Source organism: Telluribacter roseus (assembly GCF_017355915.2).
Taxonomy (GTDB): Bacteria; Bacteroidota; Bacteroidia; order Cytophagales; family Spirosomataceae; genus Telluribacter.
This window is the reverse complement of record NZ_JAFEUV020000001.1, coordinates 493,837-519,463: the sequence shown is the minus strand read 5'-3', so window position 1 is coordinate 519,463 and position 25,627 is coordinate 493,837. Positions and strand designations below refer to the sequence as shown.

At 50.7% G+C, this 25,627-nt stretch carries 25 protein-coding genes; 10 read left to right on the top strand and 15 right to left on the bottom strand.

The features are described from left to right. Positions 1-43 precede the first annotated feature (43 nt). The 4 genes from JTN23_RS02165 to JTN23_RS02150 all read left to right on the top strand — a co-directional run bounded on the left by JTN23_RS02165 (position 44) and on the right by JTN23_RS02150 (position 3,861). Positions 44-991, top strand: coding sequence for an alpha/beta hydrolase family protein (locus tag JTN23_RS02165; protein ID WP_247232045.1), 948 nt, complete (start codon positions 44-46; stop codon positions 989-991). Positions 992-1,121: 130 nt separating this feature from the next. Then, entirely contained in the window at positions 1,122-1,955 is an 834-nt protein-coding gene (locus JTN23_RS02160) for a LytR/AlgR family response regulator transcription factor (RefSeq protein ID WP_247232043.1), read from the top strand. Positions 1,956-2,073: 118 nt separating this feature from the next. After that, positions 2,074-2,661, top strand: a complete 588-nt coding sequence (locus JTN23_RS02155; protein ID WP_247232041.1) for a hypothetical protein — start codon at positions 2,074-2,076, stop codon at positions 2,659-2,661. A 24-nt stretch (positions 2,662-2,685) separates the two neighbouring features. Beyond that, positions 2,686-3,861: a serine hydrolase domain-containing protein gene (locus JTN23_RS02150; protein ID WP_247232040.1), complete on the top strand. Its 1,176-nt coding sequence runs from the start codon at positions 2,686-2,688 to the stop codon at positions 3,859-3,861. Positions 3,862-4,000: 139 nt separating this feature from the next. Here the strand turns inward: JTN23_RS02150 and JTN23_RS02145 are convergent, their stop codons facing one another. The 3 genes from JTN23_RS02145 to JTN23_RS02135 all read right to left on the bottom strand — a co-directional run bounded on the left by JTN23_RS02145 (position 4,001) and on the right by JTN23_RS02135 (position 6,509). After that, a complete protein-coding gene (locus tag JTN23_RS02145) occupies positions 4,001-4,996 on the bottom strand; it encodes a glycosyltransferase family 2 protein (RefSeq protein WP_247232333.1) in 996 nt (331 codons plus the stop codon). A gap of 59 nt (positions 4,997-5,055) precedes the next feature. Next, positions 5,056-5,778 carry a tRNA1(Val) (adenine(37)-N6)-methyltransferase gene (locus tag JTN23_RS02140; protein ID WP_247232039.1) on the bottom strand — a complete coding sequence of 241 codons (723 nt, stop codon included), beginning with the start codon at positions 5,776-5,778 and terminating at the stop codon, positions 5,056-5,058. Positions 5,779-5,876: 98 nt separating this feature from the next. Further along, positions 5,877-6,509: a ribonuclease H1 domain-containing protein gene (locus JTN23_RS02135; protein WP_247232038.1), complete on the bottom strand. Its 633-nt coding sequence runs from the start codon at positions 6,507-6,509 to the stop codon at positions 5,877-5,879. Between the two features lie 90 nt (positions 6,510-6,599). Between JTN23_RS02135 and JTN23_RS02130 the strand changes: the two genes are divergently transcribed. Beyond that, a complete protein-coding gene (locus JTN23_RS02130; RefSeq protein ID WP_247232037.1) occupies positions 6,600-7,097 on the top strand; it encodes a DUF4199 domain-containing protein in 498 nt (165 codons plus the stop codon). Positions 7,098-7,111: 14 nt separating this feature from the next. Here JTN23_RS02130 and pepT read toward each other — a convergent pair whose 3' ends face one another. The 6 genes from pepT to JTN23_RS02100 form a co-directional block, all read right to left on the bottom strand. After that, positions 7,112-8,350: a peptidase T gene (pepT, locus tag JTN23_RS02125; protein ID WP_247232036.1), complete on the bottom strand. Its 1,239-nt coding sequence runs from the start codon at positions 8,348-8,350 to the stop codon at positions 7,112-7,114. Positions 8,351-8,450: 100 nt separating this feature from the next. Then, positions 8,451-8,921 carry a nucleoside triphosphate pyrophosphohydrolase family protein gene (locus JTN23_RS02120; protein WP_247232035.1) on the bottom strand — a complete coding sequence of 157 codons (471 nt, stop codon included), beginning with the start codon at positions 8,919-8,921 and terminating at the stop codon, positions 8,451-8,453. 185 nt (positions 8,922-9,106) lie between these two features. After that, positions 9,107-9,685, bottom strand: coding sequence for a MarC family protein (locus JTN23_RS02115; RefSeq protein ID WP_247232034.1), 579 nt, complete (start codon positions 9,683-9,685; stop codon positions 9,107-9,109). A 203-nt stretch (positions 9,686-9,888) separates the two neighbouring features. Continuing rightward, the gene (locus JTN23_RS02110; protein ID WP_247232032.1) at positions 9,889-10,584 is read right to left on the bottom strand and encodes an NUDIX hydrolase; all 696 of its coding nucleotides are present in this window, start codon (positions 10,582-10,584) and stop codon (positions 9,889-9,891) included. Positions 10,585-10,662: 78 nt separating this feature from the next. Further along, entirely contained in the window at positions 10,663-11,727 is a 1,065-nt protein-coding gene (locus JTN23_RS02105; RefSeq protein WP_247232030.1) for an aminotransferase class V-fold PLP-dependent enzyme, read from the bottom strand. Positions 11,728-11,740: 13 nt separating this feature from the next. Continuing rightward, positions 11,741-12,604, bottom strand: coding sequence for a histidinol-phosphatase (locus JTN23_RS02100; RefSeq protein ID WP_247232029.1), 864 nt, complete (start codon positions 12,602-12,604; stop codon positions 11,741-11,743). A 155-nt stretch (positions 12,605-12,759) separates the two neighbouring features. On the opposite strand from JTN23_RS02100, the gene JTN23_RS02095 reads away from it, so the two are divergent. Next, complete coding sequence (locus JTN23_RS02095; protein WP_247232028.1) at positions 12,760-13,254, top strand: hypothetical protein; 495 nt, start codon at positions 12,760-12,762, stop codon at positions 13,252-13,254. Positions 13,255-13,431: 177 nt separating this feature from the next. Here JTN23_RS02095 and aroQ read toward each other — a convergent pair whose 3' ends face one another. After that, positions 13,432-13,854: a type II 3-dehydroquinate dehydratase gene (gene aroQ / locus JTN23_RS02090; RefSeq protein WP_247232027.1), complete on the bottom strand. Its 423-nt coding sequence runs from the start codon at positions 13,852-13,854 to the stop codon at positions 13,432-13,434. A gap of 151 nt (positions 13,855-14,005) precedes the next feature. Between aroQ and xerD the strand changes: the two genes are divergently transcribed. Next, a complete protein-coding gene (xerD, locus tag JTN23_RS02085; protein ID WP_247232026.1) occupies positions 14,006-14,902 on the top strand; it encodes a site-specific tyrosine recombinase XerD in 897 nt (298 codons plus the stop codon). A 393-nt stretch (positions 14,903-15,295) separates the two neighbouring features. Next, positions 15,296-16,153 carry an SDR family oxidoreductase gene (locus JTN23_RS02080; RefSeq protein ID WP_247232025.1) on the top strand — a complete coding sequence of 286 codons (858 nt, stop codon included), beginning with the start codon at positions 15,296-15,298 and terminating at the stop codon, positions 16,151-16,153. 81 nt (positions 16,154-16,234) lie between these two features. On the opposite strand, the gene JTN23_RS02075 is transcribed toward JTN23_RS02080, so the two are convergent. Then, the gene (locus JTN23_RS02075) at positions 16,235-16,450 is read right to left on the bottom strand and encodes a hypothetical protein (RefSeq protein WP_247232024.1); all 216 of its coding nucleotides are present in this window, start codon (positions 16,448-16,450) and stop codon (positions 16,235-16,237) included. 3 nt (positions 16,451-16,453) lie between these two features. After that, complete coding sequence (locus tag JTN23_RS02070; RefSeq protein ID WP_247232022.1) at positions 16,454-16,960, bottom strand: SixA phosphatase family protein; 507 nt, start codon at positions 16,958-16,960, stop codon at positions 16,454-16,456. A 217-nt stretch (positions 16,961-17,177) separates the two neighbouring features. Between JTN23_RS02070 and sppA the strand changes: the two genes are divergently transcribed. Further along, positions 17,178-18,944 (top strand): signal peptide peptidase SppA, encoded by a 1,767-nt coding sequence (gene sppA, locus JTN23_RS02065; RefSeq protein WP_247232020.1) that lies wholly within the window; start codon positions 17,178-17,180, stop codon positions 18,942-18,944. 78 nt (positions 18,945-19,022) lie between these two features. Here the strand turns inward: sppA and JTN23_RS02060 are convergent, their stop codons facing one another. Beyond that, entirely contained in the window at positions 19,023-20,261 is a 1,239-nt protein-coding gene (locus tag JTN23_RS02060) for a NupC/NupG family nucleoside CNT transporter (RefSeq protein ID WP_247232018.1), read from the bottom strand. Between the two features lie 130 nt (positions 20,262-20,391). On the opposite strand from JTN23_RS02060, the gene JTN23_RS02055 reads away from it, so the two are divergent. Then, a complete protein-coding gene (locus tag JTN23_RS02055; RefSeq protein ID WP_247232016.1) occupies positions 20,392-20,883 on the top strand; it encodes a DUF4870 domain-containing protein in 492 nt (163 codons plus the stop codon). 77 nt (positions 20,884-20,960) lie between these two features. Here the strand turns inward: JTN23_RS02055 and ppk1 are convergent, their stop codons facing one another. Together ppk1 and gyrB are read right to left on the bottom strand one after the other, a co-directional pair. Continuing rightward, the gene (gene ppk1, locus JTN23_RS02050; RefSeq protein WP_247232015.1) at positions 20,961-23,240 is read right to left on the bottom strand and encodes a polyphosphate kinase 1; all 2,280 of its coding nucleotides are present in this window, start codon (positions 23,238-23,240) and stop codon (positions 20,961-20,963) included. A 356-nt stretch (positions 23,241-23,596) separates the two neighbouring features. Further along, positions 23,597-25,552 (bottom strand): DNA topoisomerase (ATP-hydrolyzing) subunit B, encoded by a 1,956-nt coding sequence (gene gyrB, locus JTN23_RS02045; RefSeq protein ID WP_247232014.1) that lies wholly within the window; start codon positions 25,550-25,552, stop codon positions 23,597-23,599. Positions 25,553-25,627: the final 75 nt, after the last annotated feature.

Below are 25,627 nucleotides of genomic sequence, written 5' to 3'. Positions count from 1 at the left end.
CTCTTTACTTTTGTGACCTCTATGTGTGCACTATAATCTTTATATGAAATATATCTTCTCCCTACTACTTGTCCTATCCTGCCTCACAGCCCGGTCACAGACCAGGCGGATCTTAGATCAGGTACCTATTACCCTGTCCACTCAAAGTATCGATAGTCTGGCGAAAATAGCTCCCCGTATCCGGTCCATACTTGCCACGGTCGACTTCTACCATATTACGTACCTCTCGGATGGCCTGAAGGTGAAGGGGTACCTGGCAACGCCTAAGCAGGCGGGCAGCTACCCCGGCATTATTTACAATAGGGGTGGCAACCAGGAGTTCAGCAAGATCACCGACGAAGGGTTTATCCTTCGAGGCTTGGGAGAACTGAGCAGCAAGGGGTATGTGATCATAGCCAGCCAGTACCGGGGTAACGATGGCGGCGAGGGTAAGGAAGAGTTTGGCGGAAAGGACGTGAATGATGTACTGAACCTGATACCGGCGCTCGCAGAGGTACCCAAGGCCGATACCTCCCGCATCGGGATGTTTGGCTGGAGCCGGGGGGGCATGATGACCTACCTGGCCCTTACCCGGACTTCGAAGATCAAAGCCGCCGTGGTAGGTAGTGGTATTACGGATCTGATCAAGCTCATGAAGAGTCGCCCGGACTTTGATGAGGTATACAAAGAGCTGATCCCCGGCTACGCCGACATCCACTCGCCCGTCCTGAAAGAGCGCTCCGCGGTGTATGTAGCGGAGAAAATCAGCAAGACTACCCCGATCCTGATGCTTCAGGGCACCGCCGACTGGCGGGTACCTACGGATCAGGTACTTGACCTGGTCAACAAATTCTACCAGATCAAGCAACCATTTCGGTTCATCCTGTACGAGGGCGGGCAGCACTCGCTCATCGAACACCGCGCCGACTACCTGCAGCAAACCATCAACTGGTTTGACACCTACCTGCGCGACCGCAAAACCTGGCCCAGCCTGGAGAATCATGGGGGGTGAAAAGAGGTACGGCAGCGGATGATGTACCAGAAGAAAGAATTAGTTTTGCAGGAAGTACCTCCGATGGGCAACCTTCTGCCCTGACAGCCGGAAGTAGAGTAGCCTAACGGAGCCAATCACGCTGTACACCATGGATCACCCCAAATTTTATTACAGGAACAGCGTCAATGACGTCAGGCTTTTCCTGATCCTGATTCCGCTCATCAACTCCCTCAACTACTACCTTACTTATGATACCATTTCGCTCAGCTGGTTTACAGTAGCTACCTTTTGTATCGATACGCTGGAAGGCTACGCCGCCTGGTGGGCCATTCGTAGCATCATCTGTTACCTCGACGGTACCCTCCCCTACACCGAAGCGCCTCTCAAACGGATTCTGCTCCAGCTTATAGGTACCTCGCTGTCTACCGTGGTGGTGCTTTCGTTCCTTACCGAGCTGGTCAACTGGCTGGCCGGCGGAGATCCCATCCCGCTGGACTTCTACACCAAGACCATGTTTCTCTTTGTGATCTGGAACTTTGTGGTCAATGGCATCTACACTGGTCTGTTCTTCTATGACCTATGGCAACAAGCAGAAGGGCAAAAAGCCCCGGTACCTGCAGAGGAAGGGCCGAAGCCGGACCAGACGGGACTGATGGTACGTTTCGGTAAGAAGGACCTCCTGCTTCACTTTGAAGAAATTTCGGGCTTTTATGTAGACGGTGAATATACGGTAGTCTGCAACCAGATTGGCGAAAAGTACCTCCTGGACCAATCGCTGGACAAAGTAGAGGAACAACTACCCGAACGCTCCTTTTTCCGGGTCAACCGGCAGTACATTATCCATCGGGGCATGATCCGTGGCTTTGAGCGGGCCGACAACAGCAAGATTCATGTACTGCTACTCCCCTCGCCTACGCTCCCCACTTCTGTTACGGCCAGTCGGCTCAAAGCGCCTGCTTTCAAGGAATGGTTTGCTCTTTAGTAGTCCGATGGGCTGCATTTCATGGGTATAAATGCTGCATTTCGCCAGATTTGGCACTTATTGGCTTGTTTTGAGTACTCCGTGGCAGATAAGTTTGCCGCATCAAAACAATACAGCCATGAAAAATTTTCTTCTTCTTACCTTCCTACTTTGGGCAACTACCTACGCTTTAGCACAGGAAAAAACAGCTCCCACCAACCGCAGCCTCCCCTTGATGGTAGGTGTACAGTTTCACTCCCTGGCCCTCCCACTCCGGGACGTCAAGACTAGTTTTTCCAACGTAGGGGTATTTGTCGGAACCGAGCTCCTACTTAATAGAAAGAGTACCCTGGTACAACAGTTGAGCGTGGGATGGCAAAGCAACCGTTCCGTGGGCAGCGGCATGATGGTCATGACGCAAACCGCCTGGCGTCCCCGCATAGTCGGTGCCTTCTATACCGAACTGAAAGCTGGTGTAGGTGGCTGGTACATCCACCACCCGACCGACAGCTGGCGCCCAGCCAACGGAGAGTGGGTGCAGGCCAGGAACAGCGGCAAGTGGCTCCCTCTGATACCGGTAGGTATTTCGGTTGGCCTCAATCCTTCCAGAGGTCTGCCTATCTCACCTTTTATTAGCTACCAGCTGTTCGTTGCGGGCCACTACAACCCATCAGCCCCGCTGGTTCCTAACCAGCTCCTGCAGGCCGGCTCCAGAATCCATTTTTAATCATTTACCTACTACTATTTAGCCATGAAATATATCTTAATTATAAGCCTGCTGATACTGCTGATCACAGGCTGTACTCCCGAACCATTCAGCGAACCAGTAGATTCGACCTGCGTCAGTAGTGACCCGATCAACAGCGGGTACTCAGGCAGCGAAGCTCTGCAGAACCTCATGAACAAGTACACCCGCCTGGGCTTGCCCGGCGTGGCAATGGCTGTTTATTCTCCTCAGGAAGGTTTCTGGGCAGGTAGCTCGGGCTACGCTAAAATAGAAGATAAGACTCCTATGCAAATATGTCAACTGCAGTACCTGCAAAGCGTAACCAAAACGTATATGGCCGTCGCAGTACTGCAACTGTATGAGGCTGGCAAGATAGACCTGGATCAATCCATCAGCAGTTACTTACCTCTGCCCTACAAAGGGTACCTGACGGATAGCGAAAAGATCACCGTGAGGATGCTGCTTAACCATACCTCCGGTGTCAATGAGTACACCGAAGATCCGGGTTATGTGACGTACCTGCTGCAGCATCCTAGGCATACGTTTACCAGCGAGGAGCTGCTTGGTTTTATCAAAGGAAAACCACTGCGGTTTGAGCCGGGGGCGAAGTATCAGTACACCAACACCAACTATATGCTGCTGGCCCTGGTCGTTGATGCCATTACCGGCGACCATGCCGGGTATATCCGGCAGCACATTCTGGCCCCGCTCCATTTGGACAATACCCTGTACTATAACACACCTGACTATCTGCAAGACCCCAGGCTGGTCAATACCTACTGGGACCGCTTTGGAACGGGTACCCTGGAGAATAACTCGGTCATGCAGAAGGCCAATGTTAGCTCTATGGTTGGGGATGATGGAATGGTAGCCACACCCCTGGATGTGATCAAATTCACCAAAGGTCTGATGGAAGGAAAACTGCTAAAGCCCTCATCCCTGGCGCTGATGAAAACATGGGTTAACGACCAAGTTAACAAATCTACCTACGGCATGGGTCTGTTTTACTACGAACAGGGAGGACACGTAGCCTACGGCCACGGTGGTGCCGGACTGGGAGCCGGCTGTGCCATGCTCTACTTCCCCGAGCACGGGCTGTACCTATTCCTGGCTACCAATGTAGGTACCGTAACCGAAAGTACCTTTGCCGGGCTGGCGGAGAGCCTAAAGAATGAGGTACTAGAAGCTTTGCTTCATTAAAAGAATACTTTCTGCTATATCCACACTAATAATAAAGCGCAGCCTTCCGGGAAGGCTGCGCTTTATTGATGGTACTACTAAGGTAAATGATTAGTGGGAATTGGTAATTGGTCACTGATCACTGGTCATTAAATACTGCTCACTGATTCTGCTCATCGCCTACGATGTCGGCAATGACGTAATCCCCCGTCTTCTTGACGGATTGCTTCACGAATAGCTCGCCAATAAAGCCTCCCAGGAAGAACTGCGTACCCAGGATGATTACGACCAGCGCCAGGAAGAACAGCGGGTTGTCGGTGACGTTACGATACGGCTTGAGCATGTAGATTTTCCAGAGCTTCTCGGCAATGAGCCATAGCGTAATCATAGAGCCAAAGAAGAACATCAGAATACCCATGCTACCAAAAAAGTGCATCGGACGGCGACCAAACTTATTGACAAAGGCAATAGACAGCAGGTCCAGGAAGCCGTAGATAAAGCGCTCCAGCCCAAACTTGGTGGTACCATACTTGCGGGCACGGTGCTGCACTACCTTTTCGCCGATGCGGTCGTAACCATTCCACTTGGCTATAACGGGTATGTAACGGTGCATTTCACCGTAGATGATCATATTCTTCACCACCTCACAGCGGTAGGCTTTAAGGCCGCAGTTGAAGTCGTGCAGATACACATCCGAGATAGCCCGTGTAGCGGCATTGTACAGCTTGGTCGGGATGGTCTTGCTCAGCGGGTCGTAGCGTTTCTTTTTCCAGCCCGATACCAGGTCGTACCCTTCTTCGGTGATCATCCGGTACAGGTCGGGTATCTCGTCGGGACTGTCCTGCAGGTCAGCGTCCATCGTAATCACTACCCGGCCGTTAATGGCCTGAAAGCCTGTCTGCAGGGCGGCGGTTTTGCCGTAGTTGCGGGAGAAACGGATACCACGCACGTGCGGATTCCGGCCAGAAAGCGCTTCAATGACTTCCCACGAGCGGTCGCGGCTGCCATCGTCGATGAACAGGATCTCGTAGGTGTACCCGTTTTCCTTCATGACCCGCACGATCCAATCGTGAAGCTCAGGCAATGACTCGTCCTCATTGTAGAGGGGCACCACTACTGATACCTGAACGGACGGTTCGGATTTGGACGGGCGGATACTGGTACTGGTTTGCCGCAGCGATATGGATTCTCTTTCGGACACAGAAATATCTTTATTCAGAAAATAATGTAAAACTCTTTCAACAGCTCACGAAACTCCGGGGAGTACGTCCGGCCGTCGGTCTCGTAAATAAACAATTCTTTTTTCATATTAGTTACAGCCCTCCGCTCATTATGCACGTAGGTACTCAGCATCCGAAAAGGCTTCCGGCCCGGCTGGTGAGTAAGCAGTAACTGGTGGGTAGGTACCCAGCCCCCTACCTCTGCCAGTTGCTGCAACTTATCACTCTCCTCCACCGGTAGTAGTACATTCCATACGCCAGTCTTCTTCAGGAGCCGGTCTATAGCCGCCAGTAGTTCGGCAAAGGTTAGGTCCTGCGCGTGGTGCGCCTGGTTGACCCCCGCATCAGGTGAACGCAGATCGGCCTGAAAAAAAGGGGGATTGGTAATGATGCAGTCGTACAGTTCCTGCGGCTTGTGCTGCTGAATGGGCGTATGAATAACCTGTACCCGTCCGGTAAACGGACTGGCGGCTACATTGTCACGGGCCTGCTGCGCAGCGGCCTCATCCAGCTCAATGGCATCTATGCTGGCACCAGTAGTACGCTGCGCCACCATCAGGGACAGCAGCCCGGTACCGGTACCGATGTCTAATACCTTCTTCGCCCCATCCACCTGCGCCCACGCGCCCAGCACGCAGGCATCGGTGCATACCTTCATGGCGCACTGGTCCTGCTGTACGGTGAACTGCTTAAATCGAAAGGAATGGTTACGCGGCATAGTCTGCTTGAATCTGTGGCACTGTGTAAAGCGGTGCCACAGGTACTTTATTCTGGAACCCGTGCCACGGTTTGGAACCGTGGCACGGGTGGTTGATATTACTTTCGGCCAAAATCAGCAGGATTCTCCCCCCAGTACTCCGTCTCCCATTTGAGTATCTGATTGGAGTACTTGTTATCAGCCAGCCACCGCTCGGCCCGCTGCAGCATTTCAAACACCGGCTTGTTGCGGGGAGTGAGCTCCAGCTTGGTATTGGCGTGCTTCTTCTTTACCCAGCTAATGGCAGTTTTAGAATCAGAGTAAATAGGAAGGTTCGAGTTGTGCTTCTGCAGGTAGGCCAGGCCGTGTACTATGGCCAGGAACTCCCCTATGTTGTTGGTAGCATCTTTGAAAGGCCCCTGCAGAAATATCCGCTCGCCCGTACGCAGGTACACGCCCTGGTACTCCATGTCGCCGGTGGCGGTATTCCAGGCCGCATCGACGGCTATGCTTTCTTTGATGGGTTGCCCTACACTGGCGGGGGCTTCCCTGGTGGCGGGAGTAGTTTCTTTTTTACTGACAAACTCCCAGTAGTTGCGCTGGATGGCCGCCTCGGCCTCTTTCAGCGAATCAAATGACTTATAACGCGCATCCTGAAAACCTTTGATCTGGGCTTCGCACTCCTTCCAATCGGTGAATACCCCCGTCTGACGCCCCTGCCAGACCACATAGTACTTTTGCTTTTTTGACATAATACCGCAAATAAAACACTCCTACGGGTTTTTCGGTAGTTTATACAGATATTTGCTCACGAAGCCTCAACCTTACCCACTCTACTTTTCATGAAAACTGAATTCAAATACGCTGCTAATTTGACTGGGATCCTGTTTCTCTGGCTGTGTCTGGAATTCTGGATTGGTTTTCACGATGCGCTGGTCGACTACCTGCCGGTCACATCACTGCTAACCGTTGCACTGTGGGCTCTGGTACTAAACCGGGAAATCAGGGAGAAGAAAAACCTACCTACCACTACCTTCTGGAACTACGGACGCGGCTTCCGGACGGCCTTCCTGACTACGGTACTGGCCCTGCCGATGCTTCTGCTGTCGCGCTGGCTGTTCTACAACCTCATCAATCCCGACTTCTTCAACAACATCATGATCAAGGGCCGGGAGTGGATATCGGTATCGGCTCCTTCCGAAGATAATTTTAATCAATCGGTCAAGATGATGGAAGACTACTTCCAGATGAAGACGTACCAGAGCGTGACGCTGGTATTCAATGCCTTCACCGGATTGGTCTGCTCTATCTTTCTCCCCTTTCTACACAGGAGGAAGTAGTACTAGGAGACAGTTTACACCGTTTTCTCTTCCCACACCTGCGCCAGATGGATGATCACCTCCACGGCCTTTTCCATATCCTGCACCGATACCCATTCCAGTCGGGAGTGAAAAGCATGCTCGCCCGCGAAGATATTGGGGCAAGGCAGTCCCATGAATGACAGACGCGATCCATCGGTACCTCCGCGGATGCTGCGCCGCTCCGGCTCCATTCCGGCCCTGCGTATAGCCTCCAGCGCATACTCCACTACCTCAGGGTGATGATCCAGTACTACCTTCATGTTGCGGTACTGCTCCCTCACCTCCAGGTTAGCTTTGGAGTGGGGGTACCGCGTAAGTACCTGCTCCATGATCCCGCGCAGAAAGTCTTCTTTTTGCTTCAGTCCCTCTTCACTGAAGTCCCGGATGATAAATTCAATGGTAGCCTTTTCCTGAATACCTTCCAGATGCACCGGATGGATAAAGCCTTCCATGCCTTCGGTAGTTTCGGGCGAGAGGCGGTCTTTGGGTAGAGCCGTCAGTATTTCCGCCGCTATTTTCAGGGCGTTCTCCAGCTTGCCTTTGGCAAAGCCCGGGTGGGTACTCACGCCTTCGATGGTAATCACCGCTCCGTCGGCCGTGAAGGTTTCGTCTTCCAGGGTACCTACGGTTTCGCCGTCCATGGTATAGCCGTAGTCGGCACCCAATTTTTCAAGATCTACCTTTTCGGTACCCCGTCCTACTTCTTCATCGGGCGTAAACAGGATCTTGATCTCGCCGTGACGGATCTCGGGATGCTGCATCAGGTACTCGGCTGCCGCCATGATCTCGGCTACTCCGGCCTTGTTGTCAGCCCCGAGCAGAGTATTGCCGCTGGCCGTTACGATATCGTTACCGATCTGCGCTTCCAGATCCGGGTGCTCGCTCCGGCGGATCACCTGGTTCCTGTCCAGCGGAAGTACTATATCGCTACCGTCCCAGTTGCGGTGCACAATCGGCTCTACGCCGGCACCGGTCACGTCAGGTGAGGTATCCACGTGCGAGCAGAAACAGATCACGGGTACATTGTCCTTACTGGTGGTAGCCGGTATGGTGGCATAGACATAACCATGCTCGTCCAGATGGGCATCCTCAATACCCAGCTCCTGCAACTCCGCCACAAGTAACTGACTCAGCTTTCGCTGCTTTTCGGTGGATGGAAAACTGGTCGAATGGGGATCCGACTGGGTATCTATCTGGACGTAGGTCAGGAAGCGTTCGAGTACGGAAGACATGGCTTTATCGTATTAATTGATAATGTATAATTGAGAACTGATAATGAATGGCATATAGCTTCTGTAAAGCCCCTCATTATACCTTCTAAATTCTTAATTATTAATTCTTATCCAGTATCCCTACCAGATTAGCGGGTGAATAGTTTACGTTTTTGAGGGTTTTGTTGTCGATGGTGCGGTACACCAGGTACTTGCCCCCATCCTCCTTGTAGTAGCAGTCGGTCCCCTGCGCCTGGTAGTGGGCTACGGTAGCTTCGGCTTCCTCTACGGTGTTACAGGCTTTGGACATATTGGAGCGCTGTACCTCGTCAAACAACTCCCGGAACTTCTCCCCTAGTCCAAACTCAAGTACCGCGCCCGACAGTACGTACTGCAGATCGCACAGCGCATCGGCTACCTCTACAATATCTTTTTCCAGAATGGCTACTTCCAGTTCTTTCAGCTCTTCAGCCAGCAGGGCTACCCGCAGTCGGCAACGCTCTTCGGAAGGGATCTGGGGGGAGTCGAGTATAGGGTGTTTGAATGTACGGTGGAAATCGGCTACCTGGTTGAGGCTATCTAGTTGTTGCATGGGTAGTTGTAGGTTGTAATCTTTTTTTATGAATCAGTTGGTGGATTAGCAGTACTTCCATTAGGCTGGCGGCTCTTTTATCATCACCTGCTTCTGCAAAGTAAATTGAATTTATCGTAGTCTCCCGCCTCCTGAAGTACCTATTCTTACCGAAGCAGTCAGAGCATAAGCTAAGTACCTAAGGCCTACATACCTCCTATAATCAGGTGTGTTTTGAAGATTTTAATGGAAATGGCCAGCAGGATAATCCCAAACACCCGACGAAGTACAGCCGAACCAGCCTGTCCCAGTTTCCGCTCGAGCCAGTTGGATGACTTTAGTACAATATATACAAAGACGAGATTGGCGACTATTCCGATCAGAATATTCGGAATGGCATAAGCAGCCCGTAGCGTGATAAGGGTAGTCATGGTACCGGCTCCGGCTATGAGCGGGAAAGCAATGGGTACGATGGAAGCTGTACCGGTGTCGATGTTGTCGTGCCGGAAGATATTGCGCCCCAGGATCATCTCCAGCCCCAGCAGGAAGAGGATCAGCGCACCCGCCACGGCAAACGAAGAAACATCTACTCCAAACAGGCTCAGGATACGCTCCCCCAGAAACAGGAAAATAATCATGATCATACCGGCTACCAGCGTGGCCTTTTCTGACTGGACATGGCCGACCTTTTTACGCAGGTCCACGATCAGGGGAATGGAACCAATGATATCAATAACCGAGAAGAGAATGAGCGTAACCGAGAGGATTTCTTTAAAACTTAACATAGAGCGATGAGTGTAATTACCCCGCAAAGTTTGAGAAAGGTACGTAAGGATGAAAGCGGAAAAGGTGGAAAGTTTTTTAGGCGCAAGGAATATTGATAAAGTACCAGATAGACCCATTATCCTCCCATGCCCCCAATCACTCTTTCTCCAAATCACTCATTCATTCACTGCCATAATTACTCTATCGCTCATGCGCTCTTTCACTAACTCCCCGGTATGAAGTTCAGGAAGGAGTTGAACTGCTGCTTGTACCGGGTGTTGTCCACGATGTACAGGTAGGCTCCCTTCTTGGAAAAACCTTTTTGCTTTTCATCGAGCTTGATGAGCAGGTTGGTCGAAAGGATTTTCCGGCTGAAATTACGCTTATCGAACGTAGTATCAAATATGGCTTCGTAGAGCTTCTGTAGCTGCGGAATGGTAAACTTCTCCGGAAGCAGTTCAAAACCTATGGGGTGCTGAGTAGCCTTGTACCGGAGCTGCTGGATGGCCATATCCACCATAGCGCGGTGGTCAAAAAGCAGGTTGGGCAGCTCGTGCATCGAAAACCACTGTGCCTCGTAGCTATCTGATATTTTCTCTTTGTAATCGTTGACGTTGATCAGGGCAAAGTAGGCCACGGCTACGGTACGCTCTACGGGGTCGCGGTAGGGGGCGCCGAAGGTATAGAGCTGTTCGAGGTATATATTGGTAAGGCCGGTAAGCTGGAACAGGATCCGGGCGGCCGACTCCTCCAGTCCTTCATCGGGGCGTAGCCACCCCCCCATGAGCGACCAGGTCACGTCATTTTCTTCAATGCCCCTTTTTACAAGCAATAATTTCAATTCATCTCCATCGAATCCGAATATGATGGAATCGAGGGCTACCAGGCATTTTACTTGTGCCTGGTACTGCTCTAACATTCTGGTAGTCACGAAATAATAAAAGAGAGTAGTTACTTTGTCAATCTACTAAAGACACTTCGAGCCTCAATACTACTCTTAGTATGTTTTTGAGTACTTCCGGAGGAAATCTTTGAGACGATCAATTTCAACGGCCTCAATAGCCGGAAAGTTAGCGATCCGGAAGGTTGTTTCCTTCCAGGTACCGTAGCCGCTCCCGAGCATGATTCCGGCTTCCAGTGCCTCCTTTTTTAAGGATTTTATTTCTTCTTTGGTTCCTTCGACCGCAACGACGGTCGTTGAGCGTACCGCTGGTTCACGTACCAGCAGGCTGTACCGGCTCTTCTCGATGAACCGGTACCAGTCTTCGGCGCGGGCCTCAGTTTGGGCGTTTAACTCCTGTATAGGAGCCACTTGCTCCATGACCCGCCCCAGCAGGTATATACCCAGGGTATTGGGCGTATGCGGGCTCTGGTGTTTCTGAAAATTTTCCCGGATGTACAGCAGGCTGTTGTAGTGATTGCGGCAGCCGATTTCCTCGGCCCGCTGAATGGCCCGTGGCGACACAATCATCACCCCCAGCCCCGGCGGCAGCCCGAAGCACTTCTGCACCGAAGCATACCACACATCGGCGGCTTCCCAGTCCATTGCTACTCCCCCCATCGACGAGGTAGCGTCTATGGCTATAATCTGATCCGTCCGTTCGCGTAGGCTCCGCAGAAACGACATTGGGACTATAGTACCGTTGGAGGTCTCGCTATGGGTAAGACAAATGACTTCCGCCTCCTCCAGTTCAGCCGACATGGAGTCCAGAGCAGGTAGTTCGTTCATATCAAACTCATAAGGTCGGGCCTCAGAGCATATCCGGTGGGTGTACTCGTGCCACTTCTTCCCGAAGGCCCCGTTGTACAGGTGCAGGCTTCGGCACCTGATCAGCGACTGAGCTACGATTTCCCAACACTCAGTAGCGGAAGAGGTGAAGTAGATCTCGTACCCAGCGGGTAAGCCTAACTTGAGGTGCATCTGCCGGAATACATTCTCCAGCATGGCCATGAAGACGTCGCTGCGGTGGTTCATGCTAAGGATGCCTGACTGGTACGCCTCCGCCAGGTACTGCTCCACCTGGGGGTAAATCTTGGACGGACCGGGATAAAAGGTGATCATAGTTGGGCAATGGTTATTTGTCCAAAGATAACCCGTCTTTATCAAATGGTACGTCTTTCCACTCATTCTGTAGCAGTACCCGCACCGTTTCATAGCCGATCTGGCGGAGCTGTTCGGCGGTATCGGCAAAGGCCAGGGTGATCTCGCCGGGAGCGTGGCTGTCGGAGTTGATCATGATGGGGATGTCACGTAGCCGCATCTTTTTCAGGATAGACAGCGACGGGTACATATCCAGCTTTTTCTTGTACACGCCCCGCGTATTTACCTCCACTGTACATCCGGCCTCGGCTATGGCGTCCAGCGTCTGGTCTATCTCTGCCTTGTACCAGTCCGACTCCTCATCATACAGGCTGCCCTGGATGTTGTGGATCTTGATCTTGTCCAGGTGCCCTACTACATCCGGCGGGTCCTGCTGTACCATCTGCCGGAAGTGGGCATAGTACTGCCGGAGCACTTCCTCTATACCGCCACCATGTACCTCTACCAACCCTTTCATAAACCCCTCGGTAGCGCCGTCTATCTCCCAGGGATCGCCGTTCCAGTTGGTGCCCAGGTAGTGTATTGAGCCAATGGTGTAGTCGAGTTGGTCGGCGAAGTCGGCCGGACCGCATACGCCCGGAATATAGTCCACCTCCATACCTACATACAGCTCAATGGTACCTTTATATTTCTCTTTAAGCGCCCCTGTTTCGGACAGGTACTCATTCAGGCGGTCCTGCTTCATGCTCCAGCCATTCAGAAAAGGGAGTGGACAGTGGGATGAAAATCCAAAGGTACTTACCCCCTGCTGCACGGCGGCCTGCACCTGTGCCTCCGGCGATTCGACACCATCGCAGTAGTAGTTGTGACTGTGGTAGTTGGCCCAGTAGCGGTTCATAGGGTATGGGGTAAATTAATGGTAGGTACTACGGACAAAAGTACTGTACCCGTGCAAAGAAATACAGAGTTCGGAGTAAAGTTAAAGAAGCTTCCGTAGGGGAATAGTCAACCTGAGTTGTCATGGATATATAGGATCAATAACATTCATCAACTATGAAAAATAGAGCTATACTAATCATCCTGTCCCTGCTGCTTTTCACTGGGATCACTCCGAGCCAGGCCCAGTCTTACCAGACAGGGTCCTACCAGACTGGGGTAGGTATCCGGATGGGTAACACCGGCGGTATATCTGTCAAGCACTTCATGGATGGCCGCCACGCGGTAGAAGGTATACTAAGCGCCCGCTGGGGGGGCATAGGAGTAACCGGATTGATGGAGTGGCACAAGGAGGCTTTCCGAACCGAACGGTTGAACTTCTACTACGGCTTCGGCGGCCACGTGTACCTGGGACGTTACCAGCGGTACCGGCGTCACTACTATTACGAGAGCCGCAGCGCCATTGGCATCGACGGAATACTGGGCCTTGAGTACCACCTGCCCCGAGCCCCCATTACGGGTAGCCTAGACTGGAAGCCCGCCATCAACCTGATCGGCCGGACCGGCTACCACGAAGGCGGCCTGGCGCTTACTGTAAGGTACGCGTTTTAATTTTCATTGAGTGATTTGTGAATGAGTGAATGAGTGGCTACCGCAGTGGGGATTGAATAAGTAAAAAGGGAAATAAATGAGGCAAGAAAGGAAAGCAGTTTATTTTATGTTCTCTTTCCCACTATACATTCTAAACTCTCAATTCTTCATTACCCCACTCACTCAATCACCACTCACTCAATCACCCACTAAGTACCTCACCGCCAGCTCGTAGCCTTTCAATCCCAGGCCGCAGATCATCCCTTTGCAGCGGCTGGTCAGGTAGCTGTGGTGACGGAAGGCTTCGCGGGCGTGGATGTTGGATATGTGTACTTCTACGGCCGGCGTAGTGACGGCCGACAGCGCATCGGCCAGGGCTACGGACGTATGGGTATAGCCACCGGCATTGATCACGATCCCATCAAACGTAAAGCCCACTTCGTGGATCTTGTCAATCATGGCTCCTTCGTGGTTGGACTGGAAGTAGTGCAACTCCACCTCCGGGAACTGCGTTTTCAGCGTTTCGAAATATCCCTCAAATGTCTGATTACCGTATACGGTAGGTTCGCGCTTGCCCAGGAGGTTGAGGTTAGGTCCGTTCAGGATCAAAATCTGCTTCATCGGTAGTTGTTAGGTATTAGCTTTTAGCTGTTAGCTTTGTAATTCTGGTGCAGGAAAGAAATAGTTTTGCTACTTTCCATCAGACTTGGTGGCAGACGAATCAGCTAACCTCAATCAGCTAACTACTAACACCTAAAAGCTAACAGCTCCTATGTGGCAAAGCTACATCAAACATTTTAAAGATTACCTCCGGCTCGAGCGCTCCCTCTCGGATAATTCGGTGCAGGCCTACGTACACGACGCCGAGAAGCTCAATGAATACGCCGAGCTGATGGGAGTAGCCTCCTCCCCTACGGACATCAAAGAAGAGCACCTGCTGGGATTCCTTAAGTACCTCACGGAGCTGGGGCTGTCGGCGCATTCACAGGCGCGGCTACTATCGGGCATCAAGGCATTCTTTAAGTACCTGATGTTAGAAAACGCCATCACCCAGGACCCTACCGAGCTGATCGAGTCACCCCGGCTGCCCCGCAAGCTCCCCGATGTACTTAGCTACCCGGAGATCGAGCGGATGCTGGAAGCCATTGACCACACTACGCCCGAAGGTACCCGCAACCGCGCCATGCTGGAAGTACTCTATAGCTGCGGCCTGCGGGTGTCGGAACTGGTCAACCTGCAACTGACCAACTGTTACTTTGACGTGGGCTTCCTGCGTATACTGGGTAAAGGCGATAAGGTACGGCTGGTACCCATTGGCCGTGATGCCATCAAGTACACCCAACTCTACCTCGACCACGTACGCTCGCACCTGGACGTCAAGAAGGATAGCGAAGATATCCTGTTCCTGAACAAGCGCGGTGGCCAGCTATCGCGGGTCATGGTATTCATGATCATCAAAGATGTAGCCGCAGCAGCCGGTATTACCAAAAACGTCAGTCCGCATACCTTCCGCCACTCGTTTGCTACGCACCTGGTAGAAGGCGGAGCCAGCCTTCGGGCCGTGCAGGAGATGCTGGGCCACGAGTCCATCACCACTACCGAAATCTATACCCACCTCGACCGCGATTACCTCCGGCAGATCATCACCGAGTTCCATCCAAGGGCATAGGTCTTGAAGGAGGAAAGCAGGAAGGGAGGAAGGGAGGAAAGGAGGAAGGTGGAAAGAAGAAAAGCAGGAAAGGTGGTAGGGCCGCCACGCGGAGTAAAGGGAGGAGCTTTCACCCAACAGCGACGGGTGCCTCATTCTGGCTAACGGATTTTACCCATCTGCATATTGGCACTATAAGCTAATCCTTCTGATGGTACTACTGTATCTCCAAAAGCCTGTGGGGACACAGGCCATGGTGAAGGTGATTCTCCTAATCATCTATTCTCTCATTCACCCATTAACTCAATCATAATTGGTCATTGAACACTGGTCACTGCTCATTGCCCTCTTGGTACGTGTTTTTTAGGATAGTCAGGGTTAAATATTTTTAAAATACTAAACCTTAGACTACTCATGAACTTACCAGAAGAAGTAAAAGGACAAACGCAGTCCAGACAACCCGGTATTGAAGCACAGATGGATCCGGAACCGGTTGTAATTCGGGACAGCTACCGGGGAAGTGGAAAACTAGAAGGAAAAGTAGCCCTGATTACGGGTGGTGACAGTGGAATTGGCCGGGCAGTAGCGGTACATTTTGCCCGTGAAGGGGCTGATGTTTCCATTGTATACCTGGACGAAGACCAGGATGCCCAGAAGACGAAGCAGATGGTAGAGTCCGAAGGCCGGAAGTGCCTGCTGCTGCCGGGTGATATACGCAATGAGAGCTTCTGCAAGGAGGCGGTAGAAAGAACGGTACAGGAATTAAGCAAGCTGAATATCCTGGTCAACAATGCCGCTGAGCAGCACCCTAAGGATGATATACAGGAGATCACTGCTGAGCAGTTGACGAGTACCTTTACTACCAACATATTCTCGTTCTTCTACTTTACACAGGCTGCTCTGAAGCATATGAACGAGGGCGACTGTGTCATCAACACCACGTCCGTTACTTCTTACGAAGGGAGTCCTCAATTGCTCGACTACTCTTCTACCAAAGGCGCTATTGTGGCCTTTACCCGATCACTCTCAAAGAGTCTGGCGGAAAAGAATATCCGTATCAATGCAGTAGCTCCGGGCCCGATCTGGACACCACTGATTCCGGCTACCTTTGACGAAGAGAAAGTAGCGAGTTTTGGAAAGAACACCCCGCTGGGACGCCCCGGCCAACCCTGCGAGGTAGCTACCTGCTATGTATTCCTGGCCAGTGAAGATGCTTCCTACATGACCGGTCAGGTACTTCACCCCAACGGTGGACGGGTTGTGAACGGCTAACCTTATAGCATATCAATATCAAAGCCCCACGTCCAGCTGGATGTGGGGCTTTTTTGTGACAGGTGTACCCGTAAGGCAGTATCAGCTATCCTTTACATTATCACCTCCCAGGATGGAGTCAAGCAGGATGGTATCCGACGATGGCAGGGCTCCCGGCAGGGCCCGCTCCAGCTGCTTCGGCTTGTTCCAAGGGGCCGTAGTCCTGCGGGCCATATCAATGGTAAGCAGGGCTATCAGCAGCGTAAATACGCTAAAGACTGCAATGAATATCTTACGGTTACGGTTGGGATCGGCCATACCTCAAATCTTATCTCTGAATTGCTTGGGAGATTCGTACCTCACAAAGGTACCTGTTTTGCCGGATACCTCCGCCCAGTTCAGGTCTTCAAATTCAAAAATCGCCACGCTCCCCTTCTCCATCGACCCCACATCCGAGCGGGTCAGGTACTCGGCAAAGTAGGATATATCCGGATTGTGACCACACAGCATCAGCAACTGACAATCTTCGGGAGTGGTATTGACGGCCTTCAGGTAGGCCTGGGGGCCACCGTCGTACAGGTTATCCCAGCATTCGATCGCATCCACGTCAAAATGCAACTGCTCGGCCATAACCTTGACCGTCTGATAAGAACGGACAGCGCTACTGGTTACTATTCTATTGACTATCATTTCCTGCTGAGCCAGGTGTCGTCCCATTCTTGCTGCGTCCATTACTCCTCTTCCGGTAAGTTCACGATCAAAGTCCTTAAACATGGGAGCACGATCTTCAGCTTGTGCGTGACGAACTAAGTAAAGCGTTTTCTTCATAAATGATTTTTTGGCAAGTATACAACAATTCTATGCACGTAAAGTTATCCGATAATGTATCTACACGCGTTAAAGGGCCTACTGGTACTCCTATTTTGCCGCTTGTAACTCCTTATAAACCTTTGCCCTAAATTATACCCTTTAAGGGAGGAATTAATTATTATTTTTGTTCAATTACTATACCAAATACTAACTATCTCATAGTACAGTCGCAGTTATGTTACAATTCCTGAAATACGTACTCGCTACCGTTGTGGGTATCTTTATTTTTTCACTTCTATCCCTCTTCCTGCTGATTGGTATAGGTTCTCTTTTCTCGGCGGATGAAAAAGTTGCCATCAATGACAACTCCATTCTGAAGATCGATCTGAACAAACCCGTTCAGGAAGTAGGTGTTGAAAATCCATTTTCTGACATTGGCGGTCCTTTCTTCAGTACACAGGATGTTATTGGTCTGAAAGATATACGCGCTGCGCTTACCTACGCCCGTGAAGACGATAAGATCAAGGGGGTGTATCTGAAAGTAGAATCTCCTACGGCCGGCTGGGCTACCCTGGAAGAAATCCGGAATGAACTACTGGAATTCAAGAAAACAAAGAAGTTTGTATATACCTACGGCGAATTCTACAGCGAGAAAGGCTACTACCTGGCCTCAGTGGCTGATAAGATCTACCTCAATCCGGCCGGTGCTATGGAGTGGAATGGTCTGTCGGCGGAGTATGAGTTCTACAAAGGTACCTTCGACAAGCTGGACATCAAGCCGGTCGTATTCAGGGTAGGTGAGTTCAAGAGTGCGGTGGAGATGTTCTCCCGCAAAGACATGAGCGAAGCCAGCAAAAGACAAACGGCTGAACTCCTTCAGGCCATTAACGGCCATTTTATTAATAATATAGCCACGGCCCGTAAGCTCTCAGCTACCCGGCTACTCAATCTGGCTGACTCCCTGAGCATCCGTAATCCTACTTCGGCGCTGGAACATAAGCTGGTGACCCACCTGGGCTATCAGGATGAATTTGAGAATGTATTTCGGAAGGAGCTGAAGCTGGATGCCAAAAAAGACATCAGTTACGTATCCGTAGATAAATACCTCAAAGCCGAACACAAAGCACAGACAGGTGACTTCAACAACCGCATTGCTGTATTGGTAGCCGAAGGTGAGATCGTATCCGGTGAGGGAAGCGAAGGAGTAATCAGCTCGGAGAAGTTGGTAAAAGAGCTGAAAAAGGTACGTGATAATGATAAAGTAAAGGCGGTGGTACTCAGGATCAACTCCCCCGGAGGTAGTTCACTGGCTTCGGATGTGATCTGGCGGGAAGTACAGCTTACGGCTAAGAAGAAGCCGGTCATAGCGTCTATGTCCGACATGGCGGCTTCGGGTGGGTACTACATAGCCATGGCCTGCGATACCATCGTGGCGCAGCCCAATACCATTACGGGCTCTATCGGTATCTTCGCGCTACTCTTCAACGTAGAAAACTTCATGAACAATAAGCTGGGTATTACCTTCGACCGGGTCAAGACCAACCAGCACGCCGACTGGCCTACCGTAACGCGCGAAATGACCGAGTTTGAGAAGGATATGTTCCAGCGGAGCGTCAACGAAGGCTACAATACCTTTACCCGTAAAGCCGCCGCAGGTCGTAATATGCCGGTAGAGAAGCTGCGCGAATTGGCTCAGGGCCGGGTATGGTCAGGCGTTGAGGCCAAGTCCAACGGACTGGTGGATGTACTGGGAGGTCTGGATGAGGCGATCCTGCTGGCGGCCAAAGCCGCTAAACTCAAAGAGGGTGATTATCGCGTTCGTTTCTACCCCGAAAAGATCAATCCTTTTGAGAATATCCTGGGCAAGCTGACCGGCAACTCAGAAGAGAAAGCACTGGCTAAGCATCTGGGCGAGCTGGCACCGTATGTAAAGATGTACCAGCAGGTGATGCGTATGGAAGGTATGCAGGCCCGACTGCCCTACGAATTGAAGATTCAGTAGTACCTGATAAACTACTAACTAAAAAGGCCTCTGGCGGATATCCGCCAGAGGCCTTTTTATGGTACTGTTTCGGATTATTTACATCAGAATACCAGCCAGTGTAGCCGACATATAAGAAGCCAGCGTACCGCAGATCAGGGCTTTGAAACCCAATCGGGCCAGATCGGAACGACGTGACGGAGCCAGCTCACCGATACCTCCTACCTGAATGGCGATGGAGCTGAAATTGGCAAATCCACAAAGGGCAAAGCTGGTAATAACCAGGGTCTTGGGATCGAGTGTTTCTTTCACCTTTACAAGATCCAGATACGCCACAAATTCATTGATCACCATCTTGGTACCCATCAGAGCTCCGGCTACTTCTACATCCTGAGAAGGTACGCCCATAGCCCACGCAAATACCGAAAATACCTTACCCAGGATGAAGTTCATGCTCAGTTCGGGGAAGGCAAAAATTCCTCCAACTAACCCTAATATGTAATCAAATAGGGCTACCAGCGCGATAAAACCAATCAGCATGGCTATTACGTTGAATCCTACTTTCAGACCTTCACTGGCGCCGGCGGCAATCGCGTCGAGCAGGTTAGCGTGGGTCTTTTTGATTTCCAGTTTTACAGCTCCTTTGGTTTCGGATACTTCTGTTTCGGGATATACGATCTTCGAGATTACCAGGGCTCCCGGAGCCGCCATCAGACTAGCCGCAATCAGGTAAGGAGCAGGTACTCCTAAGGAGATATACACGGCCATTACCCCACCGGCTATACAGGCAAAGCTACCTGACATGGAGGCCATCAATTCGGAGTTGGTCATACCTTTGAGGTACGGCTTGATCATGATCTGAGCCTCTACCTGACCTACAAATGTACTGGCTACGTTGGACAGAGCTTCGGCACCACTAACCCCCATCAGCCAGTATACACCTCGGGCAATTACACCTATCACACGCTGCATAATACCGATGTGGTACAACATGTTGACCAGTACTGCCACAAAGATAATAGTAGGTATTACCTTAAAGAAAAATATATAATCGTTGCCCTCCCCAAAGGCTCTGCGCATCTGATCGCTGCGAACCAATGTACCAAATACGAAGTCTGCGCCCTGATCTGAGAAAGACAGTAGTTTTTGTACTTTTTCGCCCAACCATTTAAAAACGGCCTGTCCTGTTTCTGTTCTTAGAATAAATACTGCCAATCCAAACTGAAGCCCTAATCCAACACCAACTGTTCTGAAATTTATTGCTTTACGATTATTTGATAACGCATAGGCTATCCCCAAAATAAGTACTACACCAATTAACCCGGTTAATCTTTCCATCAATGATTAGTTATTAAAAGCCACGAAGCCGCAAAATTAGGCAATTTTGGCCTATCTATCTGAATTTGCGTTATATCAATTTTTTCGTATATTTCAATATAATCTCTACACCGTTAACTAATTCATCCTCATGGAAAACCAGCCGTATTCGTCGTCTACGCCGCACCCAAGTAGCTCCAACGACCATTCATTAGGAATGTGGATGCACCTGGGCCCTCTACTGGCTATTCTGCTGAATGTTTTTATACCTATTCCTTTCCTGAGTCTGATCGTTGCCATAGGCTTGTACTACATGTACCGTGATAGGAGTACTTTTGCCAAAGCCAATGGTATTGAGTCTGTTAACTTCCAGATTACGCTTACTATTGCGGGATTTGTTATACTTTTTATTTCCGTGCTATTTTTTGGAGGCTCTATGATGCGGATGCTGATGGGAAGTAATGCGGGCGATGAGGCGGCCTCCGAATCGGGAGTGATGGGGATGGTAGGTACCAGTATCATTGTGGGGATAATCTACTTCCTGATTATGCTGGCGGCCATTGTACTGATGATCATTGGCAGCATCAGAGCCAACAATGGCAGTGTATATCACTACCCCCTCGCGCTACGATTTATGAAGTAAGGATATATAACAAAACGGACCAGCAAGGGCTGTTCCTTTACTGGTCCGTTTTGTATTTTAATAAGATCAACTCCCTTCTACTCTTCACTGTTGGTAGTCAGTTCACATACCGTATCGGTTGGATCAAGTGTGTCCGCATCAAAAAGCCTTGCCTCCATTACTTCCTCCATCGTTACTTTGAAGAATTCCTTGTGGATGTTGAATGGATTGCTCTTGCTGTTTTCTGTACACTTCACGTACGAGCCATCCTCTCTAAGCTCATAGGCATTGACATTGTCGCGCAGGTTGTAAGCCAGCATATGAATAGCCTCCTGCTTCACACGCTCATCCACAAGTGCAAAAAGCGACTCGATCCGGCGATCAAAGCTACGAACCATGACATCGGCGCTTCCTCCGTACACGAGCGGATGACCGTTGTTATGGAAGTAGAACAGGCGTGAGTGCTCCAGGAAATCCCCTACAATGGAGCGTACTGTGATGTTTTCGCTCAGCCCTTTGCGACCGGGACGCAGGCAGCATATACCCCGTACGATCAGCCGTATCTTGACTCCAGCCTGTGAGGCTTTGTATAGTTCTTCAATTACCTCCCGGTCTTCCAGCGAATTGATCTTGATACAGATGCCGCTGTCGAGCCCCTGACGGGCATTTTCTGCTTCGCGGGTAATCAGTTCGATGAGCTTCTTGCGCATGTCGCGGGGAGCCGTGATCAGGTTACGGTATTCACTCGGCAGGGAGTGGCCCGTAATAACGTTGAAGAACTCGGATATATCGTGAGTGTACTCCTCATTGGTAGTCAGGATACCTATATCCGTGTACAGGCGGGACGTTTCTTCGTTGTAGTTACCGCTGGACATGTGGGCATAGCGCACAACGCGGTCGCCTTCATTCCGGACTATGAGCAACAGCTTGGTATGGGTCTTCAGGAGTCCGATACCATAGATCACAAAGCAACCGGCCTTCTGCAGGCGTTGCGCCTCCCGGATATTGTTCTCTTCGTCAAACCGTGCCTTCACCTCAAAGAGTACCGCTACGTGCTTACCGTTTTCGGCAGCCCTTAGCAGGGCCTCCGTCACCCGTGACTTCTTGGCCAGGCGATAGATCGTCAGCTTGATGGACAGCACATTAGGGTCTTCGGCTGCCTGCTCGAGGAGCTGTAGCACCGGCTCGAAGTTGTTGTAGGGATGGTGCAGCATGATGTCCCGCTCCCGCATTACCTCAAATATATCCGTATTACGCTCCTTGCCTAACCCCAGTGGTGGTACCGGAGGGTGGATAGGTGGAATCTGATCTTTGAACTCCGGATGCTTGATGATCTGCCAGAAGGCGGTATAGTCCAGGAAGCCCTCCGTCTTGAATACATTGTAGTCATCAATCTCCCAGCGCTTCTTGAGCAGATTAAGGAGCTCTCCATCCAGACCAGGCTCTATTTCAACCCGCACTACTCTACCGAGCCGACGGTTTTTGATCTTTTGCTTGATTTCGTCAATCAATCCGGCTTCGATATCATCGCTTTCATCCAGTGAAAAATCACCATTCCGCATGATCCGGAACAGATTAACCGATACAATATCTACGTTGCGGTATAGCTTGGTGATAAACTGCCGTACGATGTTCTCGATAGGCAGGAAGAGGATCTCCTCGTCACGCTCGATCACGTAGAACCTGGGCAGGTTGGGAGGCAACTGCACAAACGATAGCTTACGGTCGTCGGCAGACGTAGTATCAGCGGCCTGCGTTATGACTCCGAATATAAGTACCTTAGCCAGCAGTACCGGAAATACGTGCGTATAATCGTACAGCATGGGGGTCAGCATGGGGTATACTGTACGATCGAAATAGTCGGATACCTTTCGCTGTTCTTCTTCATCAAGATCCGCTATGTTGGCCAGACGAAACTTATGCTCCTTAAACAGAGGAACCAGTTGCTGGTTGTAACAGTCGTGCTGCTCTTTGACAAACTGCTGGGCTGCTTTAAACAGGGTTTTACGGAAAGGTACTTCACGCAAGGTTGAGTAATCCACCCGTTCTTTTCCGTAATCCAGGTAATTATACAGGCTACCAATCCGGATGGTGAAGAACTCGTCCAGGTTGGATGAAGTAATAGCCAGAAACTTCAGGCGGTCAAATACATTACGCTCCGGGTTTTTGGCCTGGTCCAGCACCCGTTCGTTGAATCGTAGCCAACTAAGATCCCGGCTGATAAAGTCGCTCTGCTCAATGACGTTATTTACTTTCTCGTCAGAGCGCATAAACCGACCTTCTTCCTGGCTGTCGCGGCGGTCACTAAAATAGGATAGCAGATTGGAAAATGTATGTTTTTTTTCACTGCTGGATATATGGTCAGGATCGTTATTCATAGGCTAAAGGGAATCTTCTTGATGTATATATATAACTAAAAAAGCGGCCACTGGTTGTGAGGCCGATCGGGTACTTTATCAAAGAACGAAGGGATCATCCTGAACAGTACGGCTTTACCCCAAAAACAGGGTTGCCAGGGCACCTGCCTACCTCCTGCTCTACCACAGGAAAGTCTCTATCTTCGTTGATTATACTGCAATACTAACCATAAAAGAGGTACTCTTTCAGGGTTGGAGATAATGCTATTGTTAATTCTTCTCTTCCAGTAAAACCATAAAAAACGGGTGGCCGAACTACAGTCAGCCACCCGTATCGTATAATTTTCTCAGAATGAATGCAAAGACCTTAAAAGGCTCTACACATCTACACGAGCATATTTGGCATTGCGTTCGATAAAATCACGACGAGGACCTACTTCATCGCCCATCAGCATCGAGAACAGGTGATCGGCCTCAGCAGCCGACTCTACCGTTACCTGCTTAAGGCTGCGGTGCTCGGGGTTCATGGTAGTCTGCCAGAGCTGTTCGGCGTTCATCTCACCAAGACCTTTGTAACGCTGTATGTGTACCGACTCTTCGCGTCCGGCTCCCAACTCACGTACGGCAGCTTCGCGTTGTGGCTCGGTCCAGCAGTAGCGCTCCTCGCGGCCCTTCTTGATCAGGTACAGAGGTGGCTGTGCTATGTACACGTACCCGTTATCAATCAGAACCTTCATGTAGCGGAAGAAGAACGTCAGGATCAGCGTACGAATGTGGCTACCGTCAATATCGGCATCCGTCATGATGATGATCTTGTGGTAACGCAGCTTGTCGATGTTTAGGGCCCGCTCGTCACCGTCCTTACCGATCTGGACACCCATCGCCGTGAACATGTTCTTGATCTCTTCGTTCTCGTAGATACGGTACTCCTGGGCTTTCTCTACGTTCAGGATCTTACCACGTAACGGCAGAATCGCCTGGAACGCCCGGTTACGACCCTGCTTGGCAGTACCACCCGCCGAGTCCCCCTCTACAAGGTATAGCTCACACAGGTTAGGATCTGTTTCGGAGCAGTCGGCCAGCTTACCAGGTAGTCCGGTACCGGTCAGTACGTTCTTACGCTGTACCATTTCGCGGGCCTTACGGGCTGCGATACGGGCCTTGGCCGCCAGCACTACTTTATCAATGATGATCCGGGCTTCCTTGGGGTGCTCTTCCAGATAGGTCTCGAGCATTTCGGCTACTACCTGGCTTACCGCACCGGCTACGTCGGAGTTACCCAGCTTGGTCTTGGTCTGTCCTTCAAACTGCGGCTCGGCTACTTTTACCGATATTACCGCCGTCAATCCTTCCCGGAAGTCATCCCCACTGATCTCTACCTTCTCCTTGGCCAGTATACCTGACTTGTCCGCGTAGCCTTTCAGCGTACGGGTCAGGGCCGCCCGGAAACCGGATACGTGGGTGCCTCCTTCGATGGTATTGATGTTATTTACGTACGAGAATACGTTCTCACTGTACGAGGTGTTATAGATCATGGATACCTCCACAGGTACTACACCCTTATCGTTCTCCATGTGGATTGGATCCGGGATCAGCGGAGGACGGGTAGCATCCAGATAGGATACAAACTCCACCAGACCACCCTGAGAGAAGAACTCTTCATGACGCGGCTGTCCGTTTTCATCCAGTTCGCGGTCATCAGTCAGGGTAAGCTTGATCCCCTTGTTCAGGAATGAAAGCTCACGCAGACGGGTCGCTACGGTATCGTACTTGTATTCCGTAACGGTGAATATAGTATCATCGGGCTTGAAATGGATGATGGTACCGGTACGGTCCGACTCACCTATTACGCGCACCGGATACAGAGGCTGTCCTTTCTGGTACTCCTGCTCGAATACTTTGCCTTCGCGGTGTACTTCGGCGCGCAGGTCAGTAGAAAGCGCATTCACACAGGATACCCCTACCCCGTGCAAACCACCTGATACCTTGTAGGTATCTTTATCAAACTTACCCCCCGCGTGAAGTACGGTCATAACCACTTCGAGCGCGGAGCGTTTTTCCTTTGTATGTATTCCGGTAGGGATACCCCGCCCGTTATCTTTTACTGTAACCGAGTTGTCTTCACGAATGATGACGTCAATGGTGTCACAATAGCCAGCCATTGCTTCGTCAATGGAGTTATCTACTACCTCCCATATAAGGTGGTGAACTCCCTTGAAACCAGTATCGCCAATGTACATCGCCGGGCGCTTACGCACGGCCTCCAGGCCTTCCAGTACTTGAATGTTATCAGCTAGATAATTACTTACTTCTAGCGTTGCTTCGTTTGCCATATAGGTTATTTTACACTAAAATATAAAGCACCCGTCTTATGGGTTTTTTAATCGTGTAAATATACAATTTTTTAG

Excerpts from the sequence above, each read along its gene's own strand:
- JTN23_RS02055 (WP_247232016.1), top strand. The coding sequence starts at position 20,392 with ATGGAAAACCAGCCGTATTCGTCGTCTACGCCGCACCCAAGTAGCTCC.
- aroQ (WP_247232027.1), bottom strand. The coding sequence starts at position 13,854 with ATGAAGCAGATTTTGATCCTGAACGGACCTAACCTCAACCTCCTGGGC.
- JTN23_RS02120 (WP_247232035.1), bottom strand. The coding sequence starts at position 8,921 with ATGCAACAACTAGATAGCCTCAACCAGGTAGCCGATTTCCACCGTACA.
- JTN23_RS02105 (WP_247232030.1), bottom strand. The coding sequence starts at position 11,727 with ATGATCACCTTTTATCCCGGTCCGTCCAAGATTTACCCCCAGGTGGAG.
- JTN23_RS02160 (WP_247232043.1), top strand. The coding sequence starts at position 1,122 with ATGGATCACCCCAAATTTTATTACAGGAACAGCGTCAATGACGTCAGG.
- JTN23_RS02155 (WP_247232041.1), top strand. The coding sequence starts at position 2,074 with ATGAAAAATTTTCTTCTTCTTACCTTCCTACTTTGGGCAACTACCTAC.
- xerD (WP_247232026.1), top strand. The coding sequence starts at position 14,006 with ATGTGGCAAAGCTACATCAAACATTTTAAAGATTACCTCCGGCTCGAG.
- gyrB (WP_247232014.1), bottom strand. The coding sequence starts at position 25,552 with ATGGCAAACGAAGCAACGCTAGAAGTAAGTAATTATCTAGCTGATAAC.
- ppk1 (WP_247232015.1), bottom strand. The coding sequence starts at position 23,240 with ATGAATAACGATCCTGACCATATATCCAGCAGTGAAAAAAAACATACA.
- pepT (WP_247232036.1), bottom strand. The coding sequence starts at position 8,350 with ATGTCTTCCGTACTCGAACGCTTCCTGACCTACGTCCAGATAGATACC.
- JTN23_RS02140 (WP_247232039.1), bottom strand. The coding sequence starts at position 5,778 with ATGCCGCGTAACCATTCCTTTCGATTTAAGCAGTTCACCGTACAGCAG.
- JTN23_RS02150 (WP_247232040.1), top strand. The coding sequence starts at position 2,686 with ATGAAATATATCTTAATTATAAGCCTGCTGATACTGCTGATCACAGGC.
- JTN23_RS02070 (WP_247232022.1), bottom strand. The coding sequence starts at position 16,960 with ATGAAGAAAACGCTTTACTTAGTTCGTCACGCACAAGCTGAAGATCGT.
- JTN23_RS02115 (WP_247232034.1), bottom strand. The coding sequence starts at position 9,685 with ATGTTAAGTTTTAAAGAAATCCTCTCGGTTACGCTCATTCTCTTCTCG.
- JTN23_RS02165 (WP_247232045.1), top strand. The coding sequence starts at position 44 with ATGAAATATATCTTCTCCCTACTACTTGTCCTATCCTGCCTCACAGCC.
- JTN23_RS02130 (WP_247232037.1), top strand. The coding sequence starts at position 6,600 with ATGAAAACTGAATTCAAATACGCTGCTAATTTGACTGGGATCCTGTTT.
- JTN23_RS02060 (WP_247232018.1), bottom strand. The coding sequence starts at position 20,261 with ATGGAAAGATTAACCGGGTTAATTGGTGTAGTACTTATTTTGGGGATA.
- JTN23_RS02095 (WP_247232028.1), top strand. The coding sequence starts at position 12,760 with ATGAAAAATAGAGCTATACTAATCATCCTGTCCCTGCTGCTTTTCACT.
- JTN23_RS02080 (WP_247232025.1), top strand. The coding sequence starts at position 15,296 with ATGAACTTACCAGAAGAAGTAAAAGGACAAACGCAGTCCAGACAACCC.
- JTN23_RS02100 (WP_247232029.1), bottom strand. The coding sequence starts at position 12,604 with ATGAACCGCTACTGGGCCAACTACCACAGTCACAACTACTACTGCGAT.
- JTN23_RS02110 (WP_247232032.1), bottom strand. The coding sequence starts at position 10,584 with ATGTTAGAGCAGTACCAGGCACAAGTAAAATGCCTGGTAGCCCTCGAT.
- JTN23_RS02135 (WP_247232038.1), bottom strand. The coding sequence starts at position 6,509 with ATGTCAAAAAAGCAAAAGTACTATGTGGTCTGGCAGGGGCGTCAGACG.
- JTN23_RS02075 (WP_247232024.1), bottom strand. The coding sequence starts at position 16,450 with ATGGCCGATCCCAACCGTAACCGTAAGATATTCATTGCAGTCTTTAGC.
- sppA (WP_247232020.1), top strand. The coding sequence starts at position 17,178 with ATGTTACAATTCCTGAAATACGTACTCGCTACCGTTGTGGGTATCTTT.